The sequence below is a fragment of the Humibacillus xanthopallidus genome (assembly GCF_006717145.1).
GTDB lineage: Bacteria > Actinomycetota > Actinomycetes > Actinomycetales > Dermatophilaceae > Humibacillus > Humibacillus xanthopallidus.
In genome coordinates, this window is the sequence record NZ_VFQF01000002.1 from 839,290 (window position 1) to 866,067 (window position 26,778).

Annotated in this window: 23 protein-coding genes; 13 read left to right on the forward strand and 10 right to left on the reverse strand. The window is 70.6% G+C overall.

What is annotated here, in order from left to right; translation table 11 throughout:
- The 3 genes from FHX52_RS14650 to FHX52_RS14660 all read right to left on the reverse strand — a co-directional run bounded on the left by FHX52_RS14650 (position 1) and on the right by FHX52_RS14660 (position 2,730).
- Positions 1-555 (reverse strand): LURP-one-related/scramblase family protein, encoded by a 555-nt coding sequence (locus FHX52_RS14650; protein ID WP_141823077.1) that lies wholly within the window; start codon positions 553-555, stop codon positions 1-3.
- Between the two features lie 96 nt (positions 556-651).
- Complete coding sequence (locus FHX52_RS14655) at positions 652-1,275, reverse strand: CYTH domain-containing protein (RefSeq protein ID WP_185747300.1); 624 nt, start codon at positions 1,273-1,275, stop codon at positions 652-654.
- A gap of 72 nt (positions 1,276-1,347) precedes the next feature.
- Positions 1,348-2,730, reverse strand: coding sequence for a M1 family metallopeptidase (locus FHX52_RS14660; protein WP_221630611.1), 1,383 nt, complete (start codon positions 2,728-2,730; stop codon positions 1,348-1,350).
- Positions 2,731-2,900: 170 nt separating this feature from the next.
- On the opposite strand from FHX52_RS14660, the gene FHX52_RS14665 reads away from it, so the two are divergent.
- Positions 2,901-4,127: an eCIS core domain-containing protein gene (locus FHX52_RS14665; protein WP_141823080.1), complete on the forward strand. Its 1,227-nt coding sequence runs from the start codon at positions 2,901-2,903 to the stop codon at positions 4,125-4,127.
- Positions 4,128-4,490: 363 nt separating this feature from the next.
- Here FHX52_RS14665 and FHX52_RS14670 read toward each other — a convergent pair whose 3' ends face one another.
- From FHX52_RS14670 to gabT, 4 genes are read right to left on the reverse strand one after another with little or no spacing between them, the layout of a single operon-like run.
- A complete protein-coding gene (locus FHX52_RS14670) occupies positions 4,491-5,678 on the reverse strand; it encodes an acyl-CoA dehydrogenase family protein (protein ID WP_141823081.1) in 1,188 nt (395 codons plus the stop codon).
- On the reverse strand, positions 5,675-6,904 hold the full coding sequence (locus FHX52_RS14675; protein ID WP_246069980.1) for a CaiB/BaiF CoA transferase family protein: 1,230 nt from the start codon (positions 6,902-6,904) through the stop codon (positions 5,675-5,677). Before FHX52_RS14675 ends, FHX52_RS14670 begins: the two co-directional genes overlap by 4 nt.
- Positions 6,901-8,505 (reverse strand): aldehyde dehydrogenase family protein, encoded by a 1,605-nt coding sequence (locus FHX52_RS14680; protein ID WP_141823082.1) that lies wholly within the window; start codon positions 8,503-8,505, stop codon positions 6,901-6,903. The genes FHX52_RS14675 and FHX52_RS14680 overlap by 4 nt, the downstream gene beginning before the upstream one ends.
- Positions 8,502-9,908 carry a 4-aminobutyrate--2-oxoglutarate transaminase gene (gene gabT, locus FHX52_RS14685; RefSeq protein ID WP_141823083.1) on the reverse strand — a complete coding sequence of 469 codons (1,407 nt, stop codon included), beginning with the start codon at positions 9,906-9,908 and terminating at the stop codon, positions 8,502-8,504. The genes FHX52_RS14680 and gabT overlap by 4 nt, the downstream gene beginning before the upstream one ends.
- A 177-nt stretch (positions 9,909-10,085) precedes the next feature.
- Here gabT and FHX52_RS14690 point away from each other — a divergent pair, with 177 nt between their 5' ends.
- Positions 10,086-11,678: a PucR family transcriptional regulator gene (locus FHX52_RS14690; RefSeq protein ID WP_141823084.1), complete on the forward strand. Its 1,593-nt coding sequence runs from the start codon at positions 10,086-10,088 to the stop codon at positions 11,676-11,678.
- 47 nt (positions 11,679-11,725) lie between these two features.
- Here FHX52_RS14690 and FHX52_RS14695 read toward each other — a convergent pair whose 3' ends face one another.
- Positions 11,726-13,252: an APC family permease gene (locus FHX52_RS14695; RefSeq protein WP_141823085.1), complete on the reverse strand. Its 1,527-nt coding sequence runs from the start codon at positions 13,250-13,252 to the stop codon at positions 11,726-11,728.
- 326 nt (positions 13,253-13,578) lie between these two features.
- Here FHX52_RS14695 and FHX52_RS14700 point away from each other — a divergent pair, with 326 nt between their 5' ends.
- The 10 genes from FHX52_RS14700 (at position 13,579) to FHX52_RS14745 (ending at position 23,340) form a co-directional block, all read left to right on the forward strand.
- Positions 13,579-14,343 carry a FadR/GntR family transcriptional regulator gene (locus FHX52_RS14700; protein WP_141823086.1) on the forward strand — a complete coding sequence of 255 codons (765 nt, stop codon included), beginning with the start codon at positions 13,579-13,581 and terminating at the stop codon, positions 14,341-14,343.
- Complete coding sequence (locus FHX52_RS14705; protein ID WP_141823087.1) at positions 14,340-15,089, forward strand: PDC sensor domain-containing protein; 750 nt, start codon at positions 14,340-14,342, stop codon at positions 15,087-15,089. The genes FHX52_RS14700 and FHX52_RS14705 overlap by 4 nt, the downstream gene beginning before the upstream one ends.
- Before the next feature lie 141 nt (positions 15,090-15,230).
- A complete protein-coding gene (locus tag FHX52_RS14710) occupies positions 15,231-16,442 on the forward strand; it encodes a cytochrome P450 (RefSeq protein WP_141823088.1) in 1,212 nt (403 codons plus the stop codon).
- Between the two features lie 58 nt (positions 16,443-16,500).
- The gene (locus tag FHX52_RS14715; RefSeq protein WP_141823089.1) at positions 16,501-16,689 is read left to right on the forward strand and encodes a ferredoxin; all 189 of its coding nucleotides are present in this window, start codon (positions 16,501-16,503) and stop codon (positions 16,687-16,689) included.
- A gap of 1 nt (position 16,690) precedes the next feature.
- The gene (locus FHX52_RS14720) at positions 16,691-17,998 is read left to right on the forward strand and encodes an NAD(P)/FAD-dependent oxidoreductase (protein ID WP_141823090.1); all 1,308 of its coding nucleotides are present in this window, start codon (positions 16,691-16,693) and stop codon (positions 17,996-17,998) included.
- A gap of 51 nt (positions 17,999-18,049) precedes the next feature.
- Positions 18,050-19,435 (forward strand): glutamine synthetase family protein, encoded by a 1,386-nt coding sequence (locus FHX52_RS14725; protein ID WP_141823091.1) that lies wholly within the window; start codon positions 18,050-18,052, stop codon positions 19,433-19,435.
- Entirely contained in the window at positions 19,432-20,241 is an 810-nt protein-coding gene (locus tag FHX52_RS14730) for an ABC transporter substrate-binding protein (RefSeq protein ID WP_221630612.1), read from the forward strand. Before FHX52_RS14725 ends, FHX52_RS14730 begins: the two co-directional genes overlap by 4 nt.
- Complete coding sequence (locus FHX52_RS14735) at positions 20,238-20,957, forward strand: gamma-glutamyl-gamma-aminobutyrate hydrolase family protein (RefSeq protein WP_141823093.1); 720 nt, start codon at positions 20,238-20,240, stop codon at positions 20,955-20,957. The genes FHX52_RS14730 and FHX52_RS14735 overlap by 4 nt, the downstream gene beginning before the upstream one ends.
- On the forward strand, positions 20,954-22,483 hold the full coding sequence (locus FHX52_RS14740; RefSeq protein WP_141823094.1) for an aldehyde dehydrogenase: 1,530 nt from the start codon (positions 20,954-20,956) through the stop codon (positions 22,481-22,483). The genes FHX52_RS14735 and FHX52_RS14740 overlap by 4 nt, the downstream gene beginning before the upstream one ends.
- Entirely contained in the window at positions 22,480-23,340 is an 861-nt protein-coding gene (locus FHX52_RS14745) for a gamma-glutamyl-gamma-aminobutyrate hydrolase family protein (RefSeq protein WP_221630613.1), read from the forward strand. Before FHX52_RS14740 ends, FHX52_RS14745 begins: the two co-directional genes overlap by 4 nt.
- A 118-nt stretch (positions 23,341-23,458) precedes the next feature.
- Here FHX52_RS14745 and FHX52_RS14750 read toward each other — a convergent pair whose 3' ends face one another.
- Complete coding sequence (locus FHX52_RS14750; protein ID WP_141823095.1) at positions 23,459-23,989, reverse strand: hypothetical protein; 531 nt, start codon at positions 23,987-23,989, stop codon at positions 23,459-23,461.
- A 475-nt stretch (positions 23,990-24,464) separates the two neighbouring features.
- Between FHX52_RS14750 and FHX52_RS14755 the strand changes: the two genes are divergently transcribed.
- Positions 24,465-25,169, forward strand: a complete 705-nt coding sequence (locus FHX52_RS14755; RefSeq protein ID WP_141823096.1) for an alpha/beta fold hydrolase — start codon at positions 24,465-24,467, stop codon at positions 25,167-25,169.
- A 259-nt stretch (positions 25,170-25,428) separates the two neighbouring features.
- Here FHX52_RS14755 and FHX52_RS14760 read toward each other — a convergent pair whose 3' ends face one another.
- Complete coding sequence (locus tag FHX52_RS14760; RefSeq protein ID WP_141823097.1) at positions 25,429-26,646, reverse strand: globin domain-containing protein; 1,218 nt, start codon at positions 26,644-26,646, stop codon at positions 25,429-25,431.
- Between the last annotated feature and the right edge of the window lie 132 nt (positions 26,647-26,778).

A 26,778-nucleotide genomic window follows, 5' to 3' on the forward strand; every position in this document is an offset into this window, starting at 1 on the left:
CTACCCGACGTCGTGCGTCATGCTGTCGATGACTGCACTGACCGCGAGGATGAGCACGGCGTCCTTGCCGTCCACGACCTCGACCCCGTAGGTGTCGGCGACCCGGAACCACTTCTTCGACACCTCGGCGACCTGCTCACCGTTCTGGGTGATGTGGTACTCGTGGTCGACGATGTTGCCCTGGACCTCCATGTCGTCGCCGTCCGCGACATCGACGCTGAAGCGCTCACGCAGGGGCGAGATCATCGCCTTCTTGACCGTCGCCACCGTCGTGCCAGACGGGTCCTCGATGACCATCGTGTCTCGAACGTGCAGCTTGCGTTCCTGAAGCTTGAGCAGCTCGTGGCCGTCGGCGTCCTCGAGCACGAGGGTGTCGCGGAAGCGGACGGCCTTGCCGTTGACCTTGAAGGCGCGGCGGCCCTGCTCGTCCTCGATCCAGTAGTCGTCGCCGATCGCCACGAGCTTCTGCCTCATCCGGTAGGTGGTCCTGCCGACGCCGCGCCTCTCGTCACGTCGTTCCTCGCGGCGCTCCCGTCGGCGGTCTCCGATGCCCATCTGTGTCTCCTTCGCGTGGTGTCCCTGGATGACTTCAGGACACCGCGTGGGCGGGTCGGGCGTCACCACCCTGTAGGGATGATTCGCTGGACAGCTCTATGCGTGTCTCTTCGTCCGGAAGGAGACCCCGAGAGCCCGTCCCAGCTTCGAGCCCGAGGCGGACGGTGTGGCGCCGGCAGCGAGCAGCAGGTGGGCCACCGCGTCGAGCAGCTCCTCCGGACCTTCGGCCAGCTCGACCTCCCACTCGCGCCAGGACTGCTCACGACCGGAGGCCAGGGCGCGGGCGTCGACCGAGTCGTCGCAGACGTGCGCGAGCGGGGTGCCGTTCGCGTCGAGCAAGGCGATCTCGCGCCGCCGCGTGGTCAACCTGGCGACGGGGGCGAAGGACTGACCCGCTGCCGCAGCGTGCACGCGGGCGGCGAACGACTCCGGCACCGGCTCGTCGCCGGGGCCTAGGGGCTCGTGGAACTCCCTGCGCGTGTCCTTGCCGGCGGGGAGCTTCAGGTGCCAACCCTCGTCGGCACCGCCCGTGCGCCGCCGCAGCGTGATGCCGTGGTGCGCGAGGTCGTGGCCCGTGGTGTCGTAGTAGACCGCCTCGAGCAGGAGCTCGGCGGGCTGACCCACGGAAGCGACGCCGTCTGCCGCTCGAAGGTCCGGAAAGGTCGTGCTGGGCTCGACGTCGAACTTGCGCTCGATCTCGTCATGGTGCGTGGCTCCCATACCGACCATCGTGGCCCAGATGTCAGCCGGCGTGGACCCGACGAGCGCAGGGTCGCGCGACTGACCTGAGGCTCACCAGGACGTGGGCTTCTCGGGCTGGCAGAGCCAGACGTCGAAGAAGTGGCTCAGGTCCCGGCCGGACACCTTCTCGGCGAGCGCGATGAACTGAGGCGTCGTGACGTTGCCGTAGCGGTTGTCTTGAACCCAGGTGCGCATGATCTGGAAGAACGCGGCGTCACCGACCTTCTGCCGCAGCGCCTGCACCGTCATGGCGCCGCGGTTGTAGATCGTCCCGTCGAAGAGGTGTGCCGGGTCTCCCGGGTCACCGGGTGGGGGAGTCCAGAACGACGTCTTCGAGGCAGGCGTGTTGTAGAGGGTGTCGAAGGTGCTCTGGGCGCTCTTCTGGCCGTTGTGCTCGCTCCACATCCACTCGGACCACGTTGCGAAGCCCTCGTGGAGCCAGATGTCCGGCCACTGGCTGAGGGTGACGGAGTCACCGAGCCACATGTGGGAGAGCTCGTGGGCGACCGTCGTCTCGTCCGGCATACGGTCGTAGACGGGCTTGGTCTGCGTCTCGAGCGAGTACCCGACCTCGGGGGCGTTGTCCGCGACCGAGCCGACGGCGTTGAACGGGTAGGGCCCGTAGATCGACTCGTAGAACGAGACGATCTGCGGGAGCTTGCGAAAGACGTTGCCCGAGGGGAGCGTCGGGTCGATGGCGACGTACGAGGGGATGCCACCGACCTGGCCGACGGTCAGGTCGAAGCGGCCGAGCGTCGCGGTGGCGAGGTAGGGAGCCATCGGGTCGCTCTCGTGCCAGACCCACGTCGTTTGGCCCGCGCTGGACCTGCTCGACACGAGAACGCCGTTCGCCATGACGGTGAGGCCCTCCGGCACGGTGACCGCGAAGTCGAAGGTCGCCTTGTCCCGTGGGGTGTCGTTCACCGGGAACCAGCTCGGTGAGCCTTGCGGTTCACCGACGACGAAGGCGCCGTCCGAGGTCGGGACCCAGCCCTCGATCGACCCGTCGGGGTCGGTCACCGACTGGGGTATGCCGGCGTAGGTGACCGTCACGCTGAACGGGCCACCGGCGCGAAGACCCTGACCCGGGGTGATGACGAGCTCCTGGGCGCCGACCCGCTCGAAGGCTGCCGGAGCGCCGTTCACCTTCAGGCTGGAGATCGCGAACCCGCGCAGGTCGAGGTCGAACCGGGAGAGGTTCTGCGTGGCCGTCGCGCTGATGACCGCCGTGCCGGTGAGCTGCTTCGACGAGGGCTCGTAGCCCAGGTTCAGGGAGTAGTGGGAGACGTCGTAGCCGCCGTTGCCTGCGTGCGGGAAGTACGGGTCTCCGGCCCCGGAGGATCCCGGTGAGAAGTCGACTGCGGCGGCCGTTCCGGCGCTGACCAGGACCAGCGCAGACGTCGCGACCAGCGCCCTCTTCCATCGTGTGCTCATCCGCGCCGACCCCTTTCGTGTCATCGTGGGCTCTCCGAGCGTAGGACGGACACCACGGTGCCTTGTCCTTTTCTGACTTTCCGACGGTGCGGCGACGGGTGCTCATTCGTCGGGTGTCGTGCAGTGGGCGGCCGGTACGCTGGACGGGCAGCACAGCCTGAAGGAGAGCCATGACTCCGGCCCATGCCCGCACTCCGGCGCAGACCCCCGAGGCCGCCGCGCCGGCGTCAGGTGTGACGAGGCTGCCCGAGGCGACGGAGCAACGCGCGTCGCGCTTCCTCGACCACGACTTCGCACATGTGCGGGTCCATGCGGACTCCGAGGCCGAGCGGCTGACCGATGGCCTCGACGCCCGGGCCGCGACCATCGGGCGGGACATCTACTTCGCGCCCGGTGAGTTCCGTCCGGGAACCGTCGACGGGGAACGCCTCATCGGTCACGAGCTCGCTCACGTCATCCAGCAGGAGGGCGGTCAGCCGACGAGCGGAGCGACTCTCGACCCGCAGGCTGCGGCGGAGCTCGCCGGGGTGGCCGTGGCGCAGGGGCGTCCGTCGAGAGTCGGCCAGCCTGCGACCCCGTCGGGCCGCCCGGCCCTGGAACCCAAGCCTCCGGCGCCGACCGTCGATGCCGGCACGGTCGCGAAGACGACTCCGACCACGAACCCCGTCGTGGCTCCGGTGAAGAGCTGGGACGACCGGGTCACCGCGGCGCAGGCGGAGACCGACCTGACCGTGAAGAGCGCGGCACTCACGGCACTTGCCCAGGAGGCTCTCGGGACGGCATACACCGTCAAGGAGGCGGGCACGACCGTCGCGGACAAGCTCGACCCCGCGGACTACGCGCTTGCGCCGACGATCAACTTCGACGTGCGGCTGACGAGCAAGAAGAAGACCAACGGCAACCCGGTCGGCGACGTTTCGGGGCACACGTTCGGTCCGGGTCCGAGCGCGCAGTACTGCATCCTCGGGCCCAAGGCGCTCAAGGCGGGCTCCCCGATGGACGTCGCCCTCTATGCCGACCACGAGCTCTACCACTCGAGGAAGCCGTCGGCCGGCGAGCTGGAGGTGTGGACCGACAGCTTCGTCCACTACTTCATCAAGACGTTCGGCAACCAGTGGTCGCCGCTCATCGGGTACTACGACGCCGAGAAGCCTGACACCGCAGGCAAGTTCCCGCAGCGGGAGGCGACCATCACCGCGCTCGACACGTACTACCGGGGGCTCTCGGACACGGTTCCTGCGGGGGAGAAGAACAGCGACAAGAGGAAGTTCATCCTCTGGTTCCGACGGCGGATCTCCGACCGCCCGGGCTCTGCCTTCATCACCGACCTCTCGGCGAAGACCGGCGTGACCGCCACCGAACCCGCGGACACACCCGCGGCGCCCAAGAAGCCCTGACTCCGCGGCCGAGCCCACGCGTCTGCCGCCAGTCGAGTGGCCAACTCTTGCCGGGTGCTTCTCGTCGAGTGGCCAATCTCTGTCGGGTGCATCCCGTCGAGTGGCCACGCTTTGTCGGGTCCGTGGTTTCGTGTGACGCCCGTCCTGTGGGCAGGCGTCCACCCGACCCGGGCGTATGCCGTCCGGTGGAGTGACGGCATACGCGACCACGTGTGGCCACTCGACGGTGAGGGGGCCGGCCAAATGTGGCCACTCGACGGTGAGGGGGCCGGCCAAATGTGGCCACTCGACGGTGAGGGGGCGGCCAAATGTGGCCACTCGACGGTGAGGGGGCGGCCAAATGTGGCCACTCGACGGGGTGCGTCAGCGGAAGGCGGACTGACCGGTGATCGCCTGACCGAGGACGAGGGTGTGCATCTCGACCGTGCCCTCGTAGGTCAGCACCGACTCGAGGTTGTTCATGTGCCTGATCACGGGGTACTCGAGCGAGATGCCGTTCGCCCCGAGGATGGTCCGGGCCGTGCGGCAGATCTCGAGCGACTCGCGCACGTTGTTGAGCTTGCCGAGGCAGACCTGCTCGGGACGGAGGGTGCCGGCGTCCTTGCGGCGAGCGAGGTGCAGCGCCAGCAGTGATCCCTTGGTGTACTCCAGGGACATGTCGACGAGCTTGGCCTGGGTCAGCTGGAAGCCCGAGATGGGCCGGCCGAACTGCGTGCGCTCACCGGCATACGACAGGGCTGCCTGCAGGGAGGAGCGGGCCGCGCCGAGCGCGCCCCAGACGATGCCGAACCGCGCCTCGTTGAGGCAGCTCAGCGGACCCTTGAGGCCGCGCACCTCGGGGAGGACGGCGTCGGCGGGCAGCCGGACGGCATCGAGCACGAGCTCGCTCGTCACCGACGCACGCAGGGACTGCTTGTGCTTGATCTCGGGGGCGGAGAACCCCGGTGTCGTCGTCGGCACGACGAAGCCGCGGATGCCCTCGTCGGTCTGCGCCCAGACGACCGCGACGTCCGCGATCGAGCCGTTGGTGATCCACATCTTGCGGCCGTCGAGCACCCAGTCGTCGCCGTCGCGCCGGGCGCGGGTGCGCATGCTGCCCGGGTCGGACCCGACGTCGGGCTCGGTGAGGCCGAAGCAGCCGATGGCCTCGCCGGCGGCCATCGGGGGGAGCCACTGGGTCTTCTGCTCCTCCGAGCCCCAGCGCCAGATCGCGAACATCGCGAGCGACCCCTGGACCGAGACGAGCGAGCGCAGGCCCGAGTCGGAGGCCTCGAGCTCGAGGCAGGCCAGGCCGTACTCGGTGGCGCTCATGCCGGCGCACCCGTAGCCCTCGAGATGCATGCCGAGGACGCCCAGCGAGCCGAGCTCCTTGGTCAGGCCCCGGATGTCGTCGATCGTGCCGCGCTCGAACCAGTCGGCGACGTAGGGGTCGACGCGCTGGGCGCAGAGCTGGCGCACCGACTCGCGCACGGCCTTCTCGTCGGCGCTCAGCAGGTCGTCGATGCCGGCAGGGTCGTTGGGGTCGAAGGGCGGTGGGGTGCTGGTCTTCATGCGGAGTGCTCCATCTCGTGACGGCCGTTGGTGGAAGGTCGTGGTGGGCTGGCGAGCTGTTGCCTGACCTCGCGGTCGTGCTCACCGACAGCGGGTGGGGGTGTGGCCCGGCGAATCCTGCTGCGGGAGTAGGTGACTGGGTGCCGGATCTGATCGGGGTGGCCCGGCCCGACCTCGACGGTCGGCTCAAGGCCGAGCGTTCGGGCCAGCTCGATGCCAGAGCCGATGTCTCCGACCGTGCCGGCGGGAACCCCGCACGCGGCGAGGCGTATGCTCCAGGCCTCCGCGTCGTCGGACACGAGCGCGGCCTCGAGCACGTGCACGAGCTCGGCGCGGTGGGCGACGCGTTGCGGGTTCGTCGCGAACCGGGGCTCGAGCGCGAGCTCGGTTCGGCCGAGCGTCTCGGCCAGCCGGGCGAACTGGGCGTCGTTGCCGCACGCGACCGCGAGCAACCCGTCGCGGCAGTGGAGGGCCTCGTAGGGTGCGATCGACGGATGGGCGTTGCCGAGGCGGCCGGGACTGCGCCCGGTGGTGAGGCACGAGGCCGCCTGGTTGGCGAGCGAGCCCAGCAACGACGAGAGCAGGTCGACCTCGACGTGCTGCCCGAGCCCGGTGCGGTGGCGCTCGGTCACGGCGGCGAGGATGCCGATGACGGCATCCTTGCCGGTGAGCACGTCGACGAGGGCGACCCCGACCTTGGTCGGGTCGCCCGTCGAGTCGCCGGTGATGCTCATGAGGCCGCCGACCGCCTGGACGAGGAAGTCGTAGCCCGGCATGGCCGAGCCCGCCCGGCTGCCGAACCCCGTGATGGAGCAGTAGACGACCCCCGGGTTGAGCTCGCTGACGTCGTCGTAGCCGAGGCCGAAGCGGGCGAGCGCCCCGGACTTGTGGTTCTCGACGAGGATGTCGGCCCGGGCCGCGAGATCGCGGGCTACCGCGAGGTCGGCGGGGTCCGCGAGGTCGAGGGCGATGCTGCGCTTCGACCGGTTCACGCACTCGAAGTAGGCGCTCGACGACTCGGTCCAGGGCGGACCCCACTGCCGCGTGTCGTCGCCCGCGCCGGGGCGCTCCACCTTGATGACGTCGGCGCCGAGGTCGGCCAGGGTCATCGTCGCGAGCGGGCCGGCGAGCACCCTGCTGAAGTCGGCGACGAGCAACCCCGTCAGCGGGCCGCCGTCGGCGGGCGTCCCCATGTCGTCGTGGGGCCGGCCGTCCTGGCTCGTCATGACGACGGACCCGTGCCGGGCGTCGGGTTCGGACCGGGGGCCTCCGCGTCCACCGTCGACGCCGGCACCATCCGGCCGTCGACGCGTCGCGGCAGCCGCCAGGGGTTGGCCGCTTGGAGGGCGGGCGGCAGGGCGTGGTCGGGCGCGCTCTGGAACGCCACGGGCCGCGTGAAGCGGTCGAGCGCCGCGGCGCCCACGGAGGTGGCGCCGGGTGCCGTGGTCGCGGGCCAGGGGCCGCCGTGCTGCTGGGCCCACGTCCAGGCCACCCCGGTCGGCCAGTCGTCGACCGTGACCCGCCCGACGAGGCCCGCGAGGCGGGTGAGCAGCCCGGGTGTCTCGGGGTCGTCGGCGCCGGAGGTCATGATGCTCGCGGCCAGCGCTCCCTGGAGCTCGCCGAGCGCGCGCTCGAGCTCGTCGTCGTCGCCGTACTCCGCGACGACGAGCACCGGCCCGAAGCACTCCTCGAGCAGCCGGCTGCCACGGGTCAGCGCCGAGACCGGTGCCCTCAGCACGGTGGCTCGGGAGCCCCATCCGGAGTCCGGGGCGGGCACGTCGGCGACGACCGTCGCTCCTGCCACGGTGAGCTCCCCGATGCCGCTCGTGGCTGTCGCCGCGATCTGCCGGGTGAGGTGCCAGGCCGACGGCGCTGCTGCTTCGAGCGCGGCGCCGACGCGGGCGGCTGCCTCCGAGCCTGCGGGCGCGAGGAGCAGGCCGGGCTTGGTGCAGAACTGTCCCGCGCCGAGGGTGAAGGAGGCCACGGCCCCAGCGGCGATGGCGTCGAAACGCCCCACGGCTGCCCGGGTGACGACGACGGGGTTGACCGTCCCCATCTCGGCGAACACGGGGATGACGACCTCCCGCTCGTTGGCGAGGCGCCAGAGGGCGAGGCCGCCACGCTGCGACCCCGTGAAGGCCACCGCTGCCGTATGCCGTGAGGTGACCATCTCCGTGCCCGCCGCGAAGCCCGCGACGAGGGCGAAGGTGCCCTCCGGCGCGCCCGCCGCCTCGAGGGCCGTCGTGGCCACGTCGGCGAGCCGGGCCGAGAGCTGCGGGTGGGCAGGGTGGGCCTTGGCGACGACGGGGCAGCCGGCGGCGAGCGCCGACGCCGTGTCGTTGCCGAGCACGCCGAAGCCGAAGGGGAAGTTGCTCGCCCCGAAGACGGCGACCGGCCCGAGCGGCACCTGGACCCGAGCGACGTCGGGGGAGGTCGCCGTGCGGCTGTCGATGGTCGCGCGCAGGTAGGAGCCCTCCTCGGCGACGTCGGCGTAGAAGCGCAGCTGCGACGCCGTCCGAGCGAGCTCGGACTGCAGGCGCGGCAGGCCGAGGGCGGTCTCGCGGTCGGCCAGCGCGACGAGTTCGCCTGCGACGCTTGGTTGCTCGAGTGTGTCGGCCAGTGCGCGCAGCCAGTCGGCGCGCGTGCTCGGCGCCGACGAGGCGACGAGTGGCGCGGCCGCAGCGGCGAGGGCGAGCGTCGCCTCGACCTGCTCCGCCGGGGTCGTCGGGGTCTCGCCGACGGGCGCGCCGGTGCGCGGGTCCCAGCTGGTCTCGCTCGCACCGTCGACGGGTGCCTCAACGGGTGTGGCGATGCTCGCCGAGGTCATGCCCCGGCCTCGCTGTCGTGCCCGGCCTGCTCGCGGACCGCCTGCTCGATCACGTCGAGGGCGTCGTCGAGCAGGTGCGGCTCGATGACGAGGGGAGGCAGCAGCCGGATGACGTTGGAGAAGGTGCCGCACACCAGGGTGATGACGCCCTCGGCGTGGCAGTGGGCGGCAATCGCCTTGGCAGCAGCGGCATTCGGCTCGGTCGTGCCCGGCTTGACGAACTCCATGGCCAGCATGGCTCCGCGGCCGCGGACCTCCCCGATGATGCTCGTCCGGGCAGCGAGGGCCTGCAACCGCGGGAGCACCTGCTGCTCGATGTCACGCGCCCGGCCGGCGAGGTCGTCGCGCTCGATGAGGTCGATGGCGGCGAGGGCTGCGGCGCAGGCGACGGGGTTGCCTGCGTAGGTCCCGCCGATCGAACCGGGCCCGACCGCATTCATCAGGTCGGCGCGGCCGGTGACCGCGCTGAGCGGCATACCTCCTGCGAGGGCCTTGGCGGTGGTGATGAGGTCGGGCACGACGTCCTCGTGCTCGCATGCGAACATGCGGCCAGTGCGTCCGAAGCCGGTCTGGATCTCGTCGGCGATGAAGACGATGCCGTGCCTGCGCGCGAACTCCGCGACGCCCGGGAGGAAGCCCGGTGACGGGACGATGAAGCCGCCCTCACCCTGGATGGGCTCGGCCACGATGGCGGCGACCCGGTCGGCGCCGATCTGGGTCAGGACGATCTCCTCGAGACGGGCGAGGGCGTCCGCGGTGGCGCGCTCGGGCCCGCCCGGTGAGCGGAAGGGATAGGCCATCGGGGCCCGGTAGACCTCTGGCGCGTAGGGCCCGAAACCGGCCTTGTAGGGCACGTGCTTGGCGGTCATCGTCATGGTGAGCAGCGTGCGGCCATGGTAGGCGTGGTCCAGCACGACGACGGCCTCGCGGCCGGTGGCGGTGCGCGCGATCTTGATGGCGTTCTCGACCGCCTCGGCGCCCGTCGTGAAGAGTGCCGTCCGCTTCTCGTGGTCTCCGGGGGTCAGCCGGTTGAGCGCAGCGGCGACGTCGACGAAGCCGTCGTACTCGGTGACCATGAAGCAGGTGTGGGTGAAGCGGGCCGCCTGCTCGGCCACGGCGGCCACCACCTCGGGAGCCGAGGCGCCGACGCTCGTCACGGCGATGCCGGACGCGAGGTCGATGAGCTGGTTGCCGTCGACGTCGAGGATGATCGCCCCGGAGGCCTGCTCCACGAAGACCGGCACGGTGACGCCGAACCCGCCCGACACCTCGGCCTCACGGCGCTGCTGCAGCTGAACCGACCGCGGGCCGGGGATCTGCGTCTGCACGAGGCGGCGCTGGACCAGCGGCTGTTGTGCGGTGGGCGCGGTGGTCGCGACGGGCGGGGCGATGGTGTCGGTCATGGCTTCCTCGGTTCGGTGGCGCGTCGGCGGCAGGGGCTGCAGGAGTCGTCGTCACGGTCGTTGCAGCGGCAGCGGCTCTGTCGTCGATGGTAGGAACTCCACGTCGCGTCGCCCATGGACGAAATGGCGAGACTACGATGAACTTGTTATCCACTTCGTCCAACCTCCGGAGCAGGCATGCCCGTCCCGCTCGAGTGGCTCCTCGGCCGGCCCGCCCTCGGCCTGCGCCTCCTTGCGGGGTCCTCGGCCGGCATCGACGTCGAGTGGGCTCACGCCATCGAGCTCGTCGATCCCTCGCCCTGGCTCGCCGGCGGCGAGCTCATCCTGACCACCGGGCTGCGTATGCCGCGGAGCGTGGCCGAGCAGGCGGCATACGTCGACCGGCTGGTGGCCCACGGCGCGGCGGGGCTGGCCTTCGGGGTGGGGATCCGGTGGGCCGAGGTGCCCCGGGGCGTGGTCGACCGGTGCGCGGCCGCGGGCCTCGCTCTGCTCGAGGTGCCGCTGCCGACGCCGTTCATCGCGATCACGCAGGCCGTTGCCGAGCGGCTGGCCGACGAGCGTGAGCGAGCGTTGCAGCGGGTCGTCCGGCTCCAGCAGTCCCTCACGCGGACCACCTTGCGCGAGGGGATGCCCGGCCTGGTGAGAGCGCTGGCCAAAGCGCTCGATGCCGCGGTCGTCGTGGTCGACGACGCGGGCGGGCTCATCGCCCGGTCGCCGGGCGCGAACGCGCTCGTTACACCAGTGCGCAGGGCCGTGAGCTCGAAGGTCCATCCCGCCAGGACCCTGCTGCTCGACGTGCCGGACGAGCCGGGGCTCGAGCTCCATGCCCTCGCCGGTCGCGTGAGGCGGGAGGGCTGGCTCGCGGTGCGCGGGCTGGACCGGTCGGTGCCGGAGTCACGCATCGTGCTCAACCACGCGATCTCGGTGGCGACCCTCGACCTCGACGAGCCGACGGAGCTCGAGGACGCACGGGCCGAGCTGAGGGCTGCCGCGCTGGATCTCGTGCTCGACTCGCCGGGAGCCGCCGGCGTCACCGGGGTGCTCGCACGCGTCGGGTTCGCCCCGGAGGAGGAGCTCGTCGTGCTCTTCGTCGACGGGCTGGCCCCGTCGCCCGGGGGCGACGCGGTCGCGAGCGTGACCACATCGTCGCGCCCCGGATCGCGTGGGACCTCGCCTGAGCCCTCGCAGGTCGCCGCTGTCTCGGCGTGGCTCGCGGGCATCCCCCACCTCGCGGTGAGACGTGACGGGGGCGTGGTCGTGGCCGTCCCTGCGAAGGCGGCGGACCCGGCGGTCGACGCGGTGACGAGGAACCTCACGGGCCGGTTCGCGAGCGGCGTCGTCGGGGTGAGCGCCCCGGTGTCGCCGGAGTGCGCCGCAGACGCACTGGCGTCGGCTTGTCGCGCGGCCGGGGCTGCTCGCGCCGCCGGTAGCCAGGTGGGTCGGTCGCAGGAGCTGGCGCTCGAAGGTGTCCTCGCCGACCCAGAGCTCCGGCTGCGGCTGGGCGAGCTCACCCGACCGAGCCTCGACCGTCTGATCGCCGACCCCGCGGCGACCGAGCAGGACCTCGTGAGGACGCTCACGGCATACCTCGACCACGAGGGCTCGTGGGAGCGGGCGTCGCGCGCTCTCGGGGTGCACCGGCACACCCTGCGCAACAGGATCGCCAAGGTCGAGTCGCTGACGGGGCTGTCGCTCGACGTTCCCGGCAACAGGCTCGTGCTGTCGCTGGCGCTCGCGACCACGGGTGCCCCCACACCCCGACACGCCTGACGGCCGCCCCTCGAGGGGACGGCCGTCAGGACGTGGTGAACAGGTGCTCAGGCGCTGGGGACGCTCTCCGTGGCCGGGGCCGCAGCGGGCTTCGGGATCGCGTCGTCGTAGGGGGCAGTGCTCCGGCCGGCCGTGCGGTGGACCGCCATGTAGACGAGGCCGACGGCGATGACGACGAAGGCCGAGAGGGCCACGATCCAGTTGTCGTACCACGCCGCGTCGGGCGTGCGCGGCCACGCCATGTTGACGATCGCGATGACCCCGTAGGCGAGGGCCGCGATGTTGACCGGCAGGCCCCACTTCCCGAGGCGGTACTTGCCGCTCGGGACCCAGCCCTTGAGCCGGGCGCGCAAGGCGGCGAGGACGACCATCTGGAACCCGATGTAGATGCCGAGTGCCGCGAAGCTGACGATCTTCGTGATCGCGTCGGTCGAGAACGTCGAGCCGAGGACGATCACCGCCGGCACGATCGCGGCGACGAGCAGGGCGTAGGGCGGCACGGCTCGCGAGGGCGAGAACTTCCGCAGCAGGCTCGCGCCGACGATCATGTCGTCGCGTCCGTAGGAGTACGCGAGCCGGCTCGCCGCGGCCTGCAGGCTCATCGCGCAGGAGAGGAAGGACAGCAGGACGATCATGAGGATGACCCGTGAGCCGGTCGTGCCGAAGGCCTGGGTGAGGACGTTGCCGACGGGGTCGGTGTCCGTGCCGGCGATGACGGCGGGGATGTCGCCCACCGACAGCACGAGGGCAAGGCAGACGAAGGTGGCGGCGGCGCCGCCGATGTAGATGGTGCGGCGCATGGCCTTGGGGATGAGACGGCCCGGGTCGGGGACCTCCTCGGCGACGTCGCCGCAGGCCTCGAAGCCGTAGTACTGGTAGATGCCGATGAGGGCAGCTGCGGCGAAGGCCCAGAGGTAGTTCGTGTCGCCGCCGGCTCCGAAGGAGTCGAAGATGACGCCGAGGTTGTGCTCGCGGTGGAAGACGAGCAGCCAGATGCCGACGAAGAGCGCCCCGAGGATCTCCGCCGTGAAGCCGATCATCGCCGCCATCGCGAGGACCCGCGTGCCGAGGAAGTTGATGATCGTCGCGAGGGCGAGCAGCACGAGGGCGCAGGCGATCGTCGTGTTCGTCGTCGCCTCGAAGCCGAAGGCGCTCGCCATGTAGGGGCCGGCCCCGTAGACGACCGAGGCAATCGTCACGAGCAAGGCGACGAGATAGACCCAGCCGGTCATCCACGCATACTTGCGTCCCCAGAGGCGCCGGGCCCACGGGTAGACGCCACCCGCGACGGGATACTGGGCGACGACCTCGCTGAAGACGAGCGCGACGAGGAACTGGCCCGCGCCGACGATGAGGAAGCTCCAGATCATCGGCGGGCCGCCGGTGGCCAGGGCGAAGGCGAAGACGGTGTAGACACCGACGACGGGCGAGAGGTAGGTGAAGCCGAGGGAGAAGTTGGCCCAGGGGCTCATCTCCCGCTTGAACTCGGACGCGTAGCCCAGCGTCGAGAGATGGTGGGCGTCGTGGTCGGGGTGGTGCAGGTACTCCTGCTCCGCGGTGCTGATATCACTCATCAACGTGCTCCCATGAAGGGTCGGGGCGCCGGGCTGCGAGGCCGTGCGCGATCAAGAAACCGTGGGTCGGGGATGTCGGCCACCGGGAGGGCGAGCGCCGTCGCGCGTCGAGCGTCGAACGGGCTCGGAGGGGATGGAGCGAAAAACTACAAGACCAGAGGTATTGGCACAAGGGATTCGGCCGAATAAGTTGAGCAGGCGCTCTCGGGCCGGGCGGACGGGTCGTATCGTGAGGCGCGCCCCTGTATCGCCCCGTTAGCGCTCCTGCATCGCCCGCGCAACGTCCTCGCATCTGCACCGCAACGCCCTGTCACCGGATCGGAACCATGGCCAACGACATCGCTGACCCAGGACCGCTGGCACCCATGCTCGGGCGCTCCTCCTACCGCGGCCGGGCTGACGAGGTCGCCCAGCGGCTCGAGGAGGCGATCCTGCTCGGGCTCCTCGGTGACGGCGAGCAGCTGCCGACCGAGATCGAGCTCGCGAACCAGTTCGGTGTCTCGCCGATGACGCTGCGAGAGGCCCTGGCCCAGCTGCGCGAGCGTCGACTCGTCGTGACCAGACGAGGGCGGAGCGGCGGCTCGTTCGTGCGGCGCCCGGCCGGCCCGGACCCCGACGAGATCCTGCCGCGGCTGCGGGCGATGAGCGTCACCCAGCTGCGCGACCTGGGCGACGAGGTGTCGGCCATCCACGTCCACGCCTCGAGGCTGGCGGCCGGGCGGGCGTCACCGACCAACGTCCGGCGTCTCTTCGCCCTCGCCGAGCAGCTGCACAAGGCGACGACGGTCCGCGACCGGGTCCGGGCCGACAGCCGCTTCAACATCGAGGTGGCCATGGCTGCCCAGTCGGAGCGGCTCACCCGCCGCCAGGTCCTGCTCCAGGCCGAGGTGGCCGAGATGCTGTGGATCCCCGCCGGTGAGGAGCTGTCCGTCGACTCCGTCGTCGAGCGCCACCACGGCCTCGCCAAGGCGATCGCGGACGAGGACGAGGCGACGGCAGCCTCGCTGGCCGAGCAGGACGTCGCCTTGCGACTGCGCCGGCTCATCCGCCTGCACCTCGACCTCACCGAACCAGAAGGGAGTGCGCGATGAGCGACACCCAGGCGAAGACGGCCCGCAGCGACGCCGAGCGCATCGGGTCGGAGGTCCGCGCACTCCTGGCGCCCGTCCACGCGGGGCTCGAAGCGCTGCGCGACGAGATCCTCGAGGCCTTCCGGAGGGCTGACGCCGAGGGGCGGGCCGTGTTGGAGTCCGACCTCGTCGACCTCCCGGGGTTCTTCGCGGCCCACGGGCTCATGGAGGAGGTCGCCGTCGGCGTCGGCTTCGTCGGCGCGCCGGGAGCCGTGAACGGCCAGGACCGCTACATCCTCTGGTGGCAGCGCCGCGGCGACGGCTTCGCCCGCCTGCGCCTCAACTTCGAGCCGGACAGCGTCGACGTCTACGACTACCACGAGATGGACTGGTACAAGGTCGCCGCGGAGTCCAGTCGGCCCGTTCTCTACGGCCCCTACGTCGACTACTCCGGGTCCGGGCACTACGTCTTCACCGGCGCGGTGCCCGTGCGCTCGGACCGCTTCATCGGCATCGCCGGCGCCGACCTGTCGGTGACCGAGATGGAGCGTCGCCTGACCGGTCTGCTGCGCACGGTTGGTCTCGACGCCCTCGTCGTCACGGGGGAGCGGCGGGTCCTCGCCGCGAACACGCCCCGCTGGGTGGTCGGCTCCAAGCTGCGGGTCGCGCCCGCTCCCGATGGCACCGGTGGCACTGCCGGCTTCCTTGCGGTGGTGCCCGTCGGCCTCGACAGCGACTGGTCGGTGGCGGTGGCCGCTCCGGAGTGAGCCTGCCGTATGCCGCCCCGCTCGGGGCGTGAGTCGACGTGCCTGCGCGCCGGCACCCTCCGGCATACGTGGTGGGCAACCTCTTGACAACAATACTCTAGTTCTAGAGTATTTGTGTCCCACCCCACTCAAGGAGGGCACATGACCATCGCCTCGCAGCTCGACCACCCGACTGTTCCGTCCTTCGACGTCACCGACCCCGGCTTCTCGATCACCTCCGACGAGGTCCACGCCGCGAGGGAGCGCAGCTGGTACGCCACGACGAACTACGGCATCGCCGTCCTGCGCTACGACGAGGTGAGCCGCCTGCTCAAGCACCCCAAGCTGCGCCAGGGCAGCGTGCAGTGGCCGGCCCACAACGGGGTGACCGAGGGCCCGTTCGCGCAGTGGTGGGCCAGCTGGATCCTCAACAAGGAGGGGGAGGAGCACCACCGGCTGCGCCGCCTCATGAACCCTGCCTTCTCGCCCAAGCTCATCGGCGGTCTCGTGCCCCGCTTCCAGGCCCTCGCGGCCGAGCTCGTCGACGCCTTCGAGCGCCCCGGGCACTGTGAGTTCATGGGCGAGTTCGCCGAGCCGTATGCCGCCCGCGTCATCGCCATCATGCTCGGGCTGCCCGAGGACGAGTGGCCGATCATCGCCCGTGAGGCAACCAACATCGGGCTCGCGATGGGCGTCACGATCCAGTCCGAGCTGCCGACGATCGAGGGAGCGCTCGAGCGCCTCTACGCCTATGCCGACGCCCTCATCGAGGACCGCCGCGCCAACCCGGGGGACGACTTCGTCAGCGCCCTCGTCCAGGCGAGCCGCGACAGCGACACCCTGAGCGACCGGGAGCTGCGCGACGGGTTGGTGCTGCTGATCTTCGGCGGCTACGACACGACCCGCAACCAGCTCGGCCTCGCGATGCAGAGCTTCATGAACCACCCCGACCAGTGGCGGCTGCTCGCCGAGCGCCCCGAGCTCGGCGGCAAGGCGGTCGAGGAGGTCATGCGGGTCAACCCGACGGTGCGCTGGGTCACGCGAGAAGCCTTGGAGGACTTCACCTTCGAGGGTCTGGACATCGCGGCCGGCACCACCGTCCACCTCTTCAGCGAGTCTGCCGGCACCGACCCGCGCGTCTTCGGCGAGCCGTCCTTCGACCTCACGGCCGACCGCAAGCCGCACTTCGGCTTCGGTGGCGGCGCGCACCACTGCCTCGGGCACTTCGTCGCCCGGTCCGACATGAGCGAGGCGCTGCCGCTGCTGGCCCGCCGCCTCCGCGACCCTCGCCCGGCCGGCGGGTCGACCTGGCTGCCCGACTCGGGCAACACCGGGCCGATGACCCTGCCGATCGACTTCACACCCGGCGCCTGACCTCGCCCCACGGGCCCCAGACCACAGGCCTCACCTCTCAGAGAAGGACGTCTCCACCATGAAGATCATCGTCGACCTCAACCTCTGCCAGGACCACGGGCAGTGCGCGATCGCCGCGCCCGCCGTGTTCCGGATGACCGACGAGGGCAAGCTCGAGTACGAGGAGATCGCCGACGAGGCCCGTCGCGCCGAGGTCGAGGAGGCCGCGGACGTCTGCCCCGTCCAGGCCATCCTCATCGAGGGCTGACGTGAGCACCCCGCACGTCGTCGTCGTGGGCGCCTCGCTCGGAGGGCTCCGGGCCGCCGAGCAGCTGCGCGCCCGTGGCTTCGAGGGCCGGGTCACCGTCATCGGCGACGAGCGCCATCTGCCCTACAACCGGCCGCCGCTGTCGAAGGAGGTCCTCGCCGACCCGGGAGACAACGACCCGGCGCGGCTGCACGGCCGCGTGGAGTTCCGCCGCAAGGCGTCGACCGCCGACGTCGACTTCGTGCTCGGCGTCCCCGTGGTCGGCTCGGACCTCGCTCGGCGGGAACTGCGGCTGGAGTCCGGAGAGGTCGTGCCCTACGACGGGCTGGTCGTCGCCACCGGGCTGCGGCCGCGGCGCCTCGACCTGCCCGGGCCCGAGCAGGGCCGACACTCGATCCGCACGCTCGACGACTGCGTCGGCCTGCGGACCGAGCTCGCCACGCTCACCGGGTTCACCGGACTCACCGAGCTCACCGGACTCAACGAGGCGTCGACGGCCGGCCGGCGCCCGTCGGTCGTCGTCGTCGGTGCCGGCTTCATCGGCTGCGAGACCGCGGCGACCCTCGTCAAGAGGGGGTGCGACGTCACCGTCGTCGAACCCTTCGGCGCACCGATGGAACGCGTCCTCGGCGCGGACCTCGCGGGAGCGGTCCAGCGCCACCACGAGCGTGCGGGAGTGCGCTTCGTCCTGGGAGCGAGCCCGGCGGCATACACCGACGGGGCGGCAGCGCCGGGACGGGTCGGGGGGCTGCTCCTGGCCGACGGCCGAGTGCTGCCAGCCGATCTCGTCGTCGAGTCGGTGGGGTCCGTCTGCAACACCGGGTGGCTGGCCGGCAACGATCTCGACCTGCGCGACGGCGTCCTCGCCGACAACGACCTGCGGGTCGTCGGGGCCGAGGGCGTCGTCGCGGTCGGGGACGTCGCGCGGTTCCCCAACCCGCTCTTCGACGACGTGCCCCGACGGGTGGAGCACTGGTCGATCCCCACGGACACGGCCAGGCGCGCCGCGACGACCCTGCTGGCCGAGCTGACCGGCTCCGCCGTGGACCCGGCGCCCTTCGCACCGATCCCGTCGTTCTGGAGCGACCAGCACGACCTGCGTCTGCAGAGCTTCGGCTCGCCCGGTCTTGCCGACGAGGCCCGTCTCGTCGAGGGCGATGTCGACCGCCTCGCCGACGGCGTCCTCGTCACCTACCACCGTCTCGGCGCCCACGTCGGGACCATCGCCGTCAACCTCCCACCGGCACGCCAGCGCGAGCTGCGCGACGACTTCGTCGCCCGCGTCCCCGCGGTCGCGATCCCCGCCTGACCAGCTCGCCTCTCTCCTCGAACCACTCGACTGCCCCCGAAAGGTCCTGCCATGCCCACCACCCCGCTCGACCAGCACCGCGAGGCGAACGCCTCGAGCGAGCTGCTGCCCCAGATCCTGTCGACGATGACCGACCGTGGCGTCGAGTTCGTCTACTTCCAGTCCGTCACGATCACCGGACGCGTCGTCGGAAAGGTCGTGCCTGCAAGGCATTTCGCGCGTCTTGCCACCAAGGGCATCCAGCAGCACCGGACCGCGATCGCCAACCTCCAGTCGACGCGCGAGGGACTCCTGCTCGGTGGCGGGGTGCACGCCCCCGAGTACACCGCGATGGCCGACCTCGACACCTTCGCCGTCCTGCCGTGGGACACCTCCGTGGCCCGTGTGTTCTGTCGCCTCTACGAGCCGGACCACTTGGCCGAGGGTGCGGGTGCGCCGTTCGTCAGCGACTCGCGCGGCCTGCTGAAGCGGATGCACGCCGACTTCACCGCCCGGACGGGCCTCGAGCTGCGCACCGGCACCGAGCCGGAGATGACGTGGCGGGGCCCGGGCCTCACGGCGACCTTCCGTCCGGGCTCCAGCCCGGCGTACCACATCGAGCACCTCGAGAAGGGTCGCGCGATCTACCAGAAGGTCATCGGCTACGCCCAGGCGCTGGGCCTCGACATGGTCGAGGGCGACTACGAGGACGAGGGCCAGTTCGAGCTGAACTGGATGTACGACCACGCCGACCTCACGGCCGACCGACTCACGACCTACCGCCAGATCTGCAAGCAGGTCGCCCGCGAGCTCGGCATCGAGGCGAGCTTCATGCCCAAGCCGGCCACCGGGATGATGGGCAACGGGTGCCACCACAACTTCAGCCTCTGGCGCGACGGCGTCAACGTCCTCGAGACGCCGGGCGTGACCGAGCTGCACCTCAGCGACGAGGGCAAGGCGGCGCTCGGCGGCGTCCTCGCCCACTCGGCCTCGGCGATGCTCGTCATGGGTTCGACCGTCAACTCCTACAAGCGCTACTGGGACGCCGGCCAGTTCGCCCCGTCGCAGATCAACTGGGGCCTCGACAACAAGACGTGCACGGTGCGCCTCTCGGCCAACGGCCGGCTTGAGTACAAGCTGCCCGACGCGGCCGTGAACCCCTACCTGTCGCACGCGGTCCTGCTCGCCGCCATCGACGACGGGCTGACCAACGAGCTCGACCCCGGTGCCCCGACGATCGGGTCGAGCTACGACTCCTCCCAGGACGCGCGGTTCGCGCCCCTCCCGCTCAACCTCGGTGAGGCCATCGCTGCCTTCCGCACCGACGAGGTGCTGCGCAAGGCCCTCGGCCCCGAGCTCGCCGATCTCCTCGTCGACTACCGCAGTGACGAGTGGGCGCGCTTCTGCGGCTACGTCACCGACTGGGAGAAGGACACCTACTGGGAGGACGTGCCGTGACCGCGACCACCGCAGTTGCCGAGCGTGCCGAGCCGCTCCGGCTCGTCTGCATCGACTCGGACGCGCCGCCGCTCTTCGGGCTGCGCGACCCGGCGACCGGGCGCCGCGAGGGCTTCGAGCCCGCTGTCGCCGAGCTCGTCGCCGCTGAGCTCGGACGTCCCCTCGAGTGGGTCGTCGTCGCCTGGGCCGACCTGCTCCCCGTCGTCCAGGCAGGCGGAGCCGATGCGGTCCTCTGCGGGCAGGGGATCACCCCCCTGCGTGCCTCCCAGGTCGACTTCACCCGCCCGTATGCCGTGTTCCACGAGAGCGTGCTCGTGCGCCGGGGTGCCCCGATCGTCGCGCCGGAGGACCTCCGCGGGCGCCGCGTGGCGGCCATCGCGGCGAGCACGAACATGGCGCTGGCGCAGACCTTCGACGGGGCCGAGCCGGTGGCCTTCGGCGGCGGCTCGGACGACGTCTACGCCGACATGCTGGCAGCGCTCGCTGCCGGGGAGATCGACGCCGTCGTCGACGACGACGTCGTCTTCGTCCCGCTCGGGGACTCCGACCCCCGCTTCGAGGTGGCCTTCACCGTCCGGACGGGCAACCGCTGGGGGATCGGGGTCTCCAAGGAGCGCGCCGAACTGCGCGGAGCGATCGACGCCGCGCTCGGGCGGGTGATCGCGGACGGGCGCCATCGGGCCGCCTGGGAGCAGTGGCTGCCGACGCTCGACTTCCCCTTCGCCGCGGAGGACGGGCGGGGTGTCGAGGCGGCCGAGGCTGCGTCTGCGGCTTCCGTTGCGCCCACGCCGATCGAGGCGAGGTGACGGTGCGCCCGCTCATCGCGGTGGTCGGCCGTCGGGCCGACTCGGTGCCCATCCTGCGCTTCAGCGCCACGCTCGCCGCCGAGGCGATCTGCGAGGCGGTGTATGCCGCCGGCGGCGAGCCGGTGATCCTCCATGGCTCGGCGTCGGGTCCGGATGCCGGGCTCACCGCGCGGCTGGCCCGGTTCGACGGCCTCCTCGTGCCGGGCGGGGCTGACCTCGGTCCTGGCCGCTACGGCCAGGAGGCGCACCCGAAAACCGCTGCGGTTGTTGACTTCCAGGACGACCTCGACATCGCAGTGACCCGGTCGTACCTCGCCTCAGGGATCCCCACGCTCGCGATCTGCCGCGGCCTCCAGGTGCTCAACGTCGTCTGCGGGGGCACCCTCGAGCAGCACCTCACCGAGACGACGGTGCCGCACGGCAACGCCGTGCACCTCGTCGACGTCGTCGCCGGCAGCCGGCTCGCCAAGATCGTCGACGCCGACTCCATCGACGTGTCCTCGTACCACCACCAGGCGATTGCCCAGCTCGGCCGCGGCCTCACGGTGACGGCTGTCGCCGGTGACGGTGTCGTCGAAGCCGTGGAGCACGAGTCTGCCGACGTCATCGCCGTCCAGTGGCATCCCGAGGACCGCCACCTGACCTCACACTCCGACGCGGCGCTCTTCGCCGACCTCGTCGAACGTGCCGCCCGACGAAAGGGACCGATCCAATGACGACCACGACGACCACCGACGCGCCTGCGCTGACCCCCGAGAGCGCCCGGCGCGACGAGCTCGAGCAGAGGGCCTCCTCACTGACCATCCCGAGCCGGCTGTTCATCGACGGCGCCCACGTCGACGCGACCTCGGGACGGACCTTCGCCCGGGTGTCCCCGCGCAACGGGCAGGTGATCGGTCACGTCGCCGAGGGCGATGCTGCCGACATCGACCGCGCGGTCGCGGCGGCGCGGCGGGCTTTCGACTCAGGCGTCTGGTCCCAGCAGCACCCGCGCGAGCGTCGCAAGGTGCTCCAGCGGCTCGCGCGGCTCGTCGAGGAGCACGCCGAGGAGCTTGCCCTGCTCGAGAGCATCGACATGGGCAAGCCCTTCACCGACGCCGTCGCGGTCGACATCCGCGTCACCGTCCAGGCGCTCGACTTCTACGCCGAAGCGGTCGACAAGCACTACGACGAAGTGGCCCCCACGGCATACGACCGGCTGGCGCTCGTGACTCGCGAGCCGATCGGGGTCGTCGGTGCGGTGGTGCCGTGGAACTACCCGCTGATGATGGCGGCGTGGAAGGTCGCGCCGGCGCTCGCCGTCGGAAACACCATGGTGCTCAAGCCTGCCGAGCAGTCTCCGCTGACCGCCCTGCGCCTCGCGGAGCTCGCCACCGAGGCGGGGCTGCCCGACGGCGTCCTCAACGTCGTCCCGGGCTTCGGCCCCACCGCCGGCCAGGCACTGGGCCGGCACATGGACGTCGACGCGGTCACCTTCACGGGGAGCGGCTCGGTCGGCCGGCGCTTCATGACGTATGCCGCCGAGTCCAACATCAAGCCGGTGTCCCTCGAGCTCGGGGGCAAGTCGCCGCACATCGTCATGCCGGACGCACCCGACCTCGACCACGTCGCGGCGCAGGTGGCGAGCGGCATCTTCTTCAACATGGGGGAGAGCTGCTCGGCGGGCTCGCGTCTGCTCGTGCACCGGTCGATCCGCCACGAGCTCGTCGAGCGGGTCGTGGCGGCCTCGCGGCATGAGGTCGTCGGCGACCCGCTCGACCCCCGGAGCACGCTCGGGGCTCTCGTCGAGGACGTGCACCTCGAGCGGGTGCTGGGCTTCATCGCCGGCGCCGAGGCCGAGGGCGCGACAACGCTTGCCGGCGGGCGGCAGGTGCTGCGCGAGACGGGTGGCTACTACGTCGAGCCCACCGTCCTCGAGGTCGAGCCGTCGATGACCGTGGCACGCGAGGAGGTCTTCGGGCCGGTGCTGTCGGTGCTGACCTTCGACACCCCGGAGGAGGCTGTGGCCCTGGCCAACGGCACGGAGTTCGGCCTGGCCGCGGCGGTCTGGACCACGGACCTCTCGACCGCGCACACGATGGCCAGGAGGGTGCGCGCCGGGACGGTGTGGGTCAACTGCTACGACGACAGCGACATGACCGTCCCGTTCGGTGGCTACAAGCAGTCCGGCTTCGGGCGCGACAAGTCGCTGCACGCGATGGAGAAGTACACGCAGCTCAAGACGACGTGGATCAAGCTGTGACGGTGCGTGCTGGGGCTGCTCCGCTCGTGCGGTTTGACGAGGTGGATCCGGGGGCTCGGCCCGAGCGGCCGGTGGCGCGGATCGCCGTGGTCGTGTCGCTGAACTTCCCTGACATGACAGAGCCGGTTGCGGATCTCGTCCGTGCGTTCACGGGCACGGCGCTCGCGACGCTCGTGGAGCTCGGGGCGGCGTTCGAACTCTTCGACACCTCGTCTGCGCTGGCGTCGAGCTCGGCGGTCGCCGATCTCGACGGGCTGCTCGTGCTCGGCGGCGGCGACGTGGACGGGTCGCTCTACGGCTGTTACGACGCAACGATCCCCAACTCGTACGGCGTCGACCTGCGCGCCGACCACAACACGATCGACGCGCTACGGGCCGTCGTGGCGGCCGGTCGGCCGGTGCTCGCGATCTGTCGTGGCGCCCAGCTGGTGAATGTCGCCGGCGGCGGCTCGGTGATCCCCGACATCGAGGACTACCGGCTCCACCGGGGCGGGCCGGGGGAGCCGATGTTCGTCGACGAGGCTGTCACCGTGGTGGAGGGCACGCGTCTCGCGTCGCTGGTGCAGAGTGAGCGGCTGGCCGTGCGGTCGGGACATCACCAGGCGATCGACCGTGTCGCCGACGGGTTCGTCGTGTGCGCACGGGCGGATGACGGCATCGTCGAGGGCATCGAGCACCGTGAGCGGTGGATCCTCGCGCTGCAGTGGCACCCCGAGGACCCGAACGGCCCGGACCACGATCGGCTGGGAATCTTCAGGGCATTCGTCGAGGCCGCTGCGAAGGGGTGCGGGTCATGGTCGGCAATTGGCTCGCCGTTGGTCCACCGAGCAGCGGATCACGGTCGATCGGGCCGCTGACCAAGAGAGCATGTTCGCAGTGACCACCGGCGGCCGAAGGGTCGCCCGTGGACAACGGGCACGTTGTCACCGAGCTCATACTTCGGCTCGCCACCGTCGTGGCGATACTCATCGCGCGCTACAAGAGGTGGCGGTACTTCTGCGGGCAGAAGGCCGCGACGGAGCGCTCGAGCAGCTCACGCGACTCAGTCCATGACGCTCCCGTCTCGCGGCGGATGACCGCGGTGACGGACTTCCCGGAACCGCTCGGTGCCTCCGACAGCAGGTGGCAGTAGCCAGTCGCGACCTCGGTCAGCAGCGGACCCCCGGGGTCCAGGCCCGGCAGGTTCAGCGACCCAACCCGGTGCGTGGCCGCCCACAGGTAGAAGGACTGCTGCTCCGCGTCTCCGGGGAACCCGCCCTCGGTCGCCAACGTCGCCGTGGGCGTACTTGGAGCGGCCGGGGGCGTCACGGTTGGCGTGGACGTGCTCGCCGGAGCAGCCGCCGCGCTGCGCGAGCCGGCCTCCGGCGCCAGCGCGTGCACTCCCGCGAACAGGACGACGCCTGCCATCGCCAGCCCTGCAGCGACGATCCCGACAGCCCTGCGTGTGTCGGACTTCGCGGCAGACCCCGGCTGCTGGCGCATGTCGAGGACGTCCCTGTTAGTCATTCATCTCCCCTGTCACGCGGCACCGCCGGGTGACCGCAGCGACACCCGATCCGGCGTTGCCGGCCACGGGCATTCTGAACCATCCGTGCCGCCCGCGCTCGAGGGGAGTCGAGCGTGCTGGGGCGAAACTGGTCACGGCATCGGAACCAGCGGCAGCTGCGCCCCCCGTTTCCATGGCCAGACGCCTTACCTGCCACTCTGGGACGCCAAGGCTCACATGGGGGCTGGCGGCGGTAGGACACTGCCGCTTCGCGGCCCTCGTCTCGACGAACCCATTGCGTGGGGACGACCTTGAGAAGTGGCCGCCCCACCCTGGAGACGTCGCGGCCAACTCCTCAGCCTCCCGGCAGGCCCTCACCGACGTGTACGGCTCCAGGCGTAGTCACTCGATCAGGAGGCCCGTGTCGATGGGTTCTTCGAGTTCGGTTGCGGTGGATCCGGACATCTACCAGGCCAGAGCGCTCTACATTTCAGCATGGGCACGTCAACACTCGGCACTGCCGTGCTGGTCCATGGGTTGTGGGGTGACCCTGAAGACTGGAGGTGGGTGCGCGAGCGCGTTCAAGACGCTGGGGCTGTCGTTGTCGCGCCCGATCTTCCGTCACACCGTGCCCCGAGGGCCGGCCTGCTCGAGGATGCCGAAGAAGTCAGGGCAGCGATCAGAAGTGCGCTTCCTCCTGTGGTCGTGGCGGGCTGGTCCTACGGCGGCACCGTGGTCAGTGTCGCTGCCGATGGTGAGTCCTCGGTGGTGCGGCTGGTCTATGTCAGCGCTGTGCCCGGCGTGGTTCGTGAGGTGGGGTTCACCGACTGGATCGACGAGGATCCTGACCTGATCAGATTCGCGGATGGCACGTTCGTGCTGAACAACGACTGGTGGCTGAACGAGGAGGCGGGCACGACCTTCTCGGTCGAGGTGCGGGACTACCTTCGGCGCCACCCGCGGCGTCCGGTGTCCAGGCTGTCTATGTCGGACCCCCAGCCGGCAGCGGCCTGGGCGTCGATCCCGACGACTGTCGTCCTCGGAAGGCTCGACGACCAGCACGGGCCGGGTGACCTCGAACGGGTGGCCGCGCTCGTCCAGGAGACTCGTGTTCTCGAGTGTGACCACTTCACGATCTTCCGCGCTGCCGAGCCTGTCAGCCGAGCCATCCTGGACGGGTTCCCGCCGAGAAGCACCTGACCGGGGTCGACTTCGCGACAGGTGTGCGCCGGTCCAAGGCATCGCATACAGGATCGTGTCGCTCCAGCAATTCCAGCCACGAGCTTGCTCATGGCAGATTCAGCAAACGGTTGGAACGACCTCGTCGCGGCGATAGGCGGCCGAAGGACACGGCCGCTTCGCGGCGGTAGCACGCTGGGGCCATCGAGGCCCGGGGCTGGTGCTGTCCGTCCAACGGTGGACTTCCCCATGCCTCATTGCGCGATCGTCGTGTTGCCGGTCACAGGCCGGCGAGCCACTTGTCCGGTCCGAAGACCTCGTAGTGGATGTTGGCTTCAGGGAGCCCCCGGTCGAGCAGTTCGGAGCGGACCTTGTCCATGAACGGCAGCGGGCCGCACAGGTACGCTTGCGTGCCGGGCACCACCTCGATCTTCCGTAGTTCGATCCGACCTGGCATCGTCTCGTCGGTGGCAATGCGCACACCGAGGTCCTCGTACCAGTGGCGGAGCGCGGCTCCCGGAAGGGCGGCGACCAGGTCGGTCAGCTCGCGACGGTGGGCCTGCTTGGCCGGTGACCGGTCCGCGTGCAGTACCGTCACAGCCCGGTCTGACGAGGTGTGGGTCAGGTAGTGCAGCATCCCGATGATCGGGGTGCAGCCGATACCCGCCGACACCAAGAGCAACGGGTCGTGGCCGTCATCGAGGACCAGGTCGCCGAAGGGCAGTGAGACGCGCAGTTGGTCGCCCTCGAACACGTTGCGGTGAAGGAAGTTCGATACCTCCCCTTCCGGGACCTCGGTGCCGTCCTCGGCGACGGTGGCCGGGATGGCCTTCACGCTGATCGCCCAGTCGTCCGCCCGGCCCCGAGTCAGGCTGTACTGGCGGATCTGGTTCGCGGCGTCGGGCAGGGGCACGACTACGGAGATGTACTGTCCCGGCTTGGCGGCGGGAAGGCTGGAGCCCTCGAGCGCGGCGAGGCTGAACGCGACGGTGTCAGGCGACTCCTGCCTCCTGCTCGCGACCACGGCCTCGCGCCACACCGCGCCGGGTCCGACCCCGGCGTTAGAGTACAGACCCTGCTCGATGTGGATGAGGTCGTCGGCCATCTGCCAGTACAGCTCGTCCCACGCCGCGGCAACCTCAGGTGTGACTGCGTCGCCCAGGACTTGCACGATCGCCGCAAAGAGGTGCTCGTGGACGATCTTGTACTGCTCCTTGGTGACGCCCAGCGACGCGTGCTTGTGCGCGATGCGTGACAGGAGCTGGTCGGTCGGGTGGGGGTTGTTGGTGACCTGCATCGTCGCGTAGGCGGCGATGGACCCGGCCAATGCGAGCGGCTGATCCCCTTGTGCCTGGTTGCCCCTGTTGAACAGGTCGCGGATCAGCTCCGGATGAGCGCTGAACATCTTCTGGTAAAACAGCGGCGTGATCTCCCCGATCGCCGCGCCCACCGCGGGCAACGTATCCCGAATGACCTGAGCCGACGTCTCCGAAAGCATGGAAGCCTCCTGTGTCCTCGCGGGCAGTGACTGGGCTGACACGCGTCCTCGCGTGCGAACCCTTACCAGTCCCGTCGCACGTTACCGCCGCCCCGGACCGGTGTCCTGTTGGGTCAACCCGGCGGGTGGGTT

What these genes read in the sequence shown, in the direction of transcription:
- FHX52_RS14650 (WP_141823077.1), bottom strand. Translation starts at nt 555, where the DNA reads ATGGGCATCGGAGACCGCCGACGGGAGCGCCGCGAGGAACGACGTGAC.
- FHX52_RS14655 (WP_185747300.1), bottom strand. Translation starts at nt 1,275, where the DNA reads ATGGGAGCCACGCACCATGACGAGATCGAGCGCAAGTTCGACGTCGAG.
- FHX52_RS14660 (WP_221630611.1), bottom strand. Translation starts at nt 2,730, where the DNA reads ATGAGCACACGATGGAAGAGGGCGCTGGTCGCGACGTCTGCGCTGGTC.
- FHX52_RS14665 (WP_141823080.1), top strand. Translation starts at nt 2,901, where the DNA reads ATGACTCCGGCCCATGCCCGCACTCCGGCGCAGACCCCCGAGGCCGCC.
- FHX52_RS14670 (WP_141823081.1), bottom strand. Translation starts at nt 5,678, where the DNA reads ATGAAGACCAGCACCCCACCGCCCTTCGACCCCAACGACCCTGCCGGC.
- FHX52_RS14675 (WP_246069980.1), bottom strand. Translation starts at nt 6,904, where the DNA reads ATGACGAGCCAGGACGGCCGGCCCCACGACGACATGGGGACGCCCGCC.
- FHX52_RS14680 (WP_141823082.1), bottom strand. Translation starts at nt 8,505, where the DNA reads ATGACCTCGGCGAGCATCGCCACACCCGTTGAGGCACCCGTCGACGGT.
- gabT (WP_141823083.1), bottom strand. Translation starts at nt 9,908, where the DNA reads ATGACCGACACCATCGCCCCGCCCGTCGCGACCACCGCGCCCACCGCA.
- FHX52_RS14690 (WP_141823084.1), top strand. Translation starts at nt 10,086, where the DNA reads ATGCCCGTCCCGCTCGAGTGGCTCCTCGGCCGGCCCGCCCTCGGCCTG.
- FHX52_RS14695 (WP_141823085.1), bottom strand. Translation starts at nt 13,252, where the DNA reads ATGAGTGATATCAGCACCGCGGAGCAGGAGTACCTGCACCACCCCGAC.
- FHX52_RS14700 (WP_141823086.1), top strand. Translation starts at nt 13,579, where the DNA reads ATGGCCAACGACATCGCTGACCCAGGACCGCTGGCACCCATGCTCGGG.
- FHX52_RS14705 (WP_141823087.1), top strand. Translation starts at nt 14,340, where the DNA reads ATGAGCGACACCCAGGCGAAGACGGCCCGCAGCGACGCCGAGCGCATC.
- FHX52_RS14710 (WP_141823088.1), top strand. Translation starts at nt 15,231, where the DNA reads ATGACCATCGCCTCGCAGCTCGACCACCCGACTGTTCCGTCCTTCGAC.
- FHX52_RS14715 (WP_141823089.1), top strand. Translation starts at nt 16,501, where the DNA reads ATGAAGATCATCGTCGACCTCAACCTCTGCCAGGACCACGGGCAGTGC.
- FHX52_RS14725 (WP_141823091.1), top strand. Translation starts at nt 18,050, where the DNA reads ATGCCCACCACCCCGCTCGACCAGCACCGCGAGGCGAACGCCTCGAGC.
- FHX52_RS14740 (WP_141823094.1), top strand. Translation starts at nt 20,954, where the DNA reads ATGACGACCACGACGACCACCGACGCGCCTGCGCTGACCCCCGAGAGC.
- FHX52_RS14750 (WP_141823095.1), bottom strand. Translation starts at nt 23,989, where the DNA reads ATGACTAACAGGGACGTCCTCGACATGCGCCAGCAGCCGGGGTCTGCC.
- FHX52_RS14755 (WP_141823096.1), top strand. Translation starts at nt 24,465, where the DNA reads ATGGGCACGTCAACACTCGGCACTGCCGTGCTGGTCCATGGGTTGTGG.
- FHX52_RS14760 (WP_141823097.1), bottom strand. Translation starts at nt 26,646, where the DNA reads ATGCTTTCGGAGACGTCGGCTCAGGTCATTCGGGATACGTTGCCCGCG.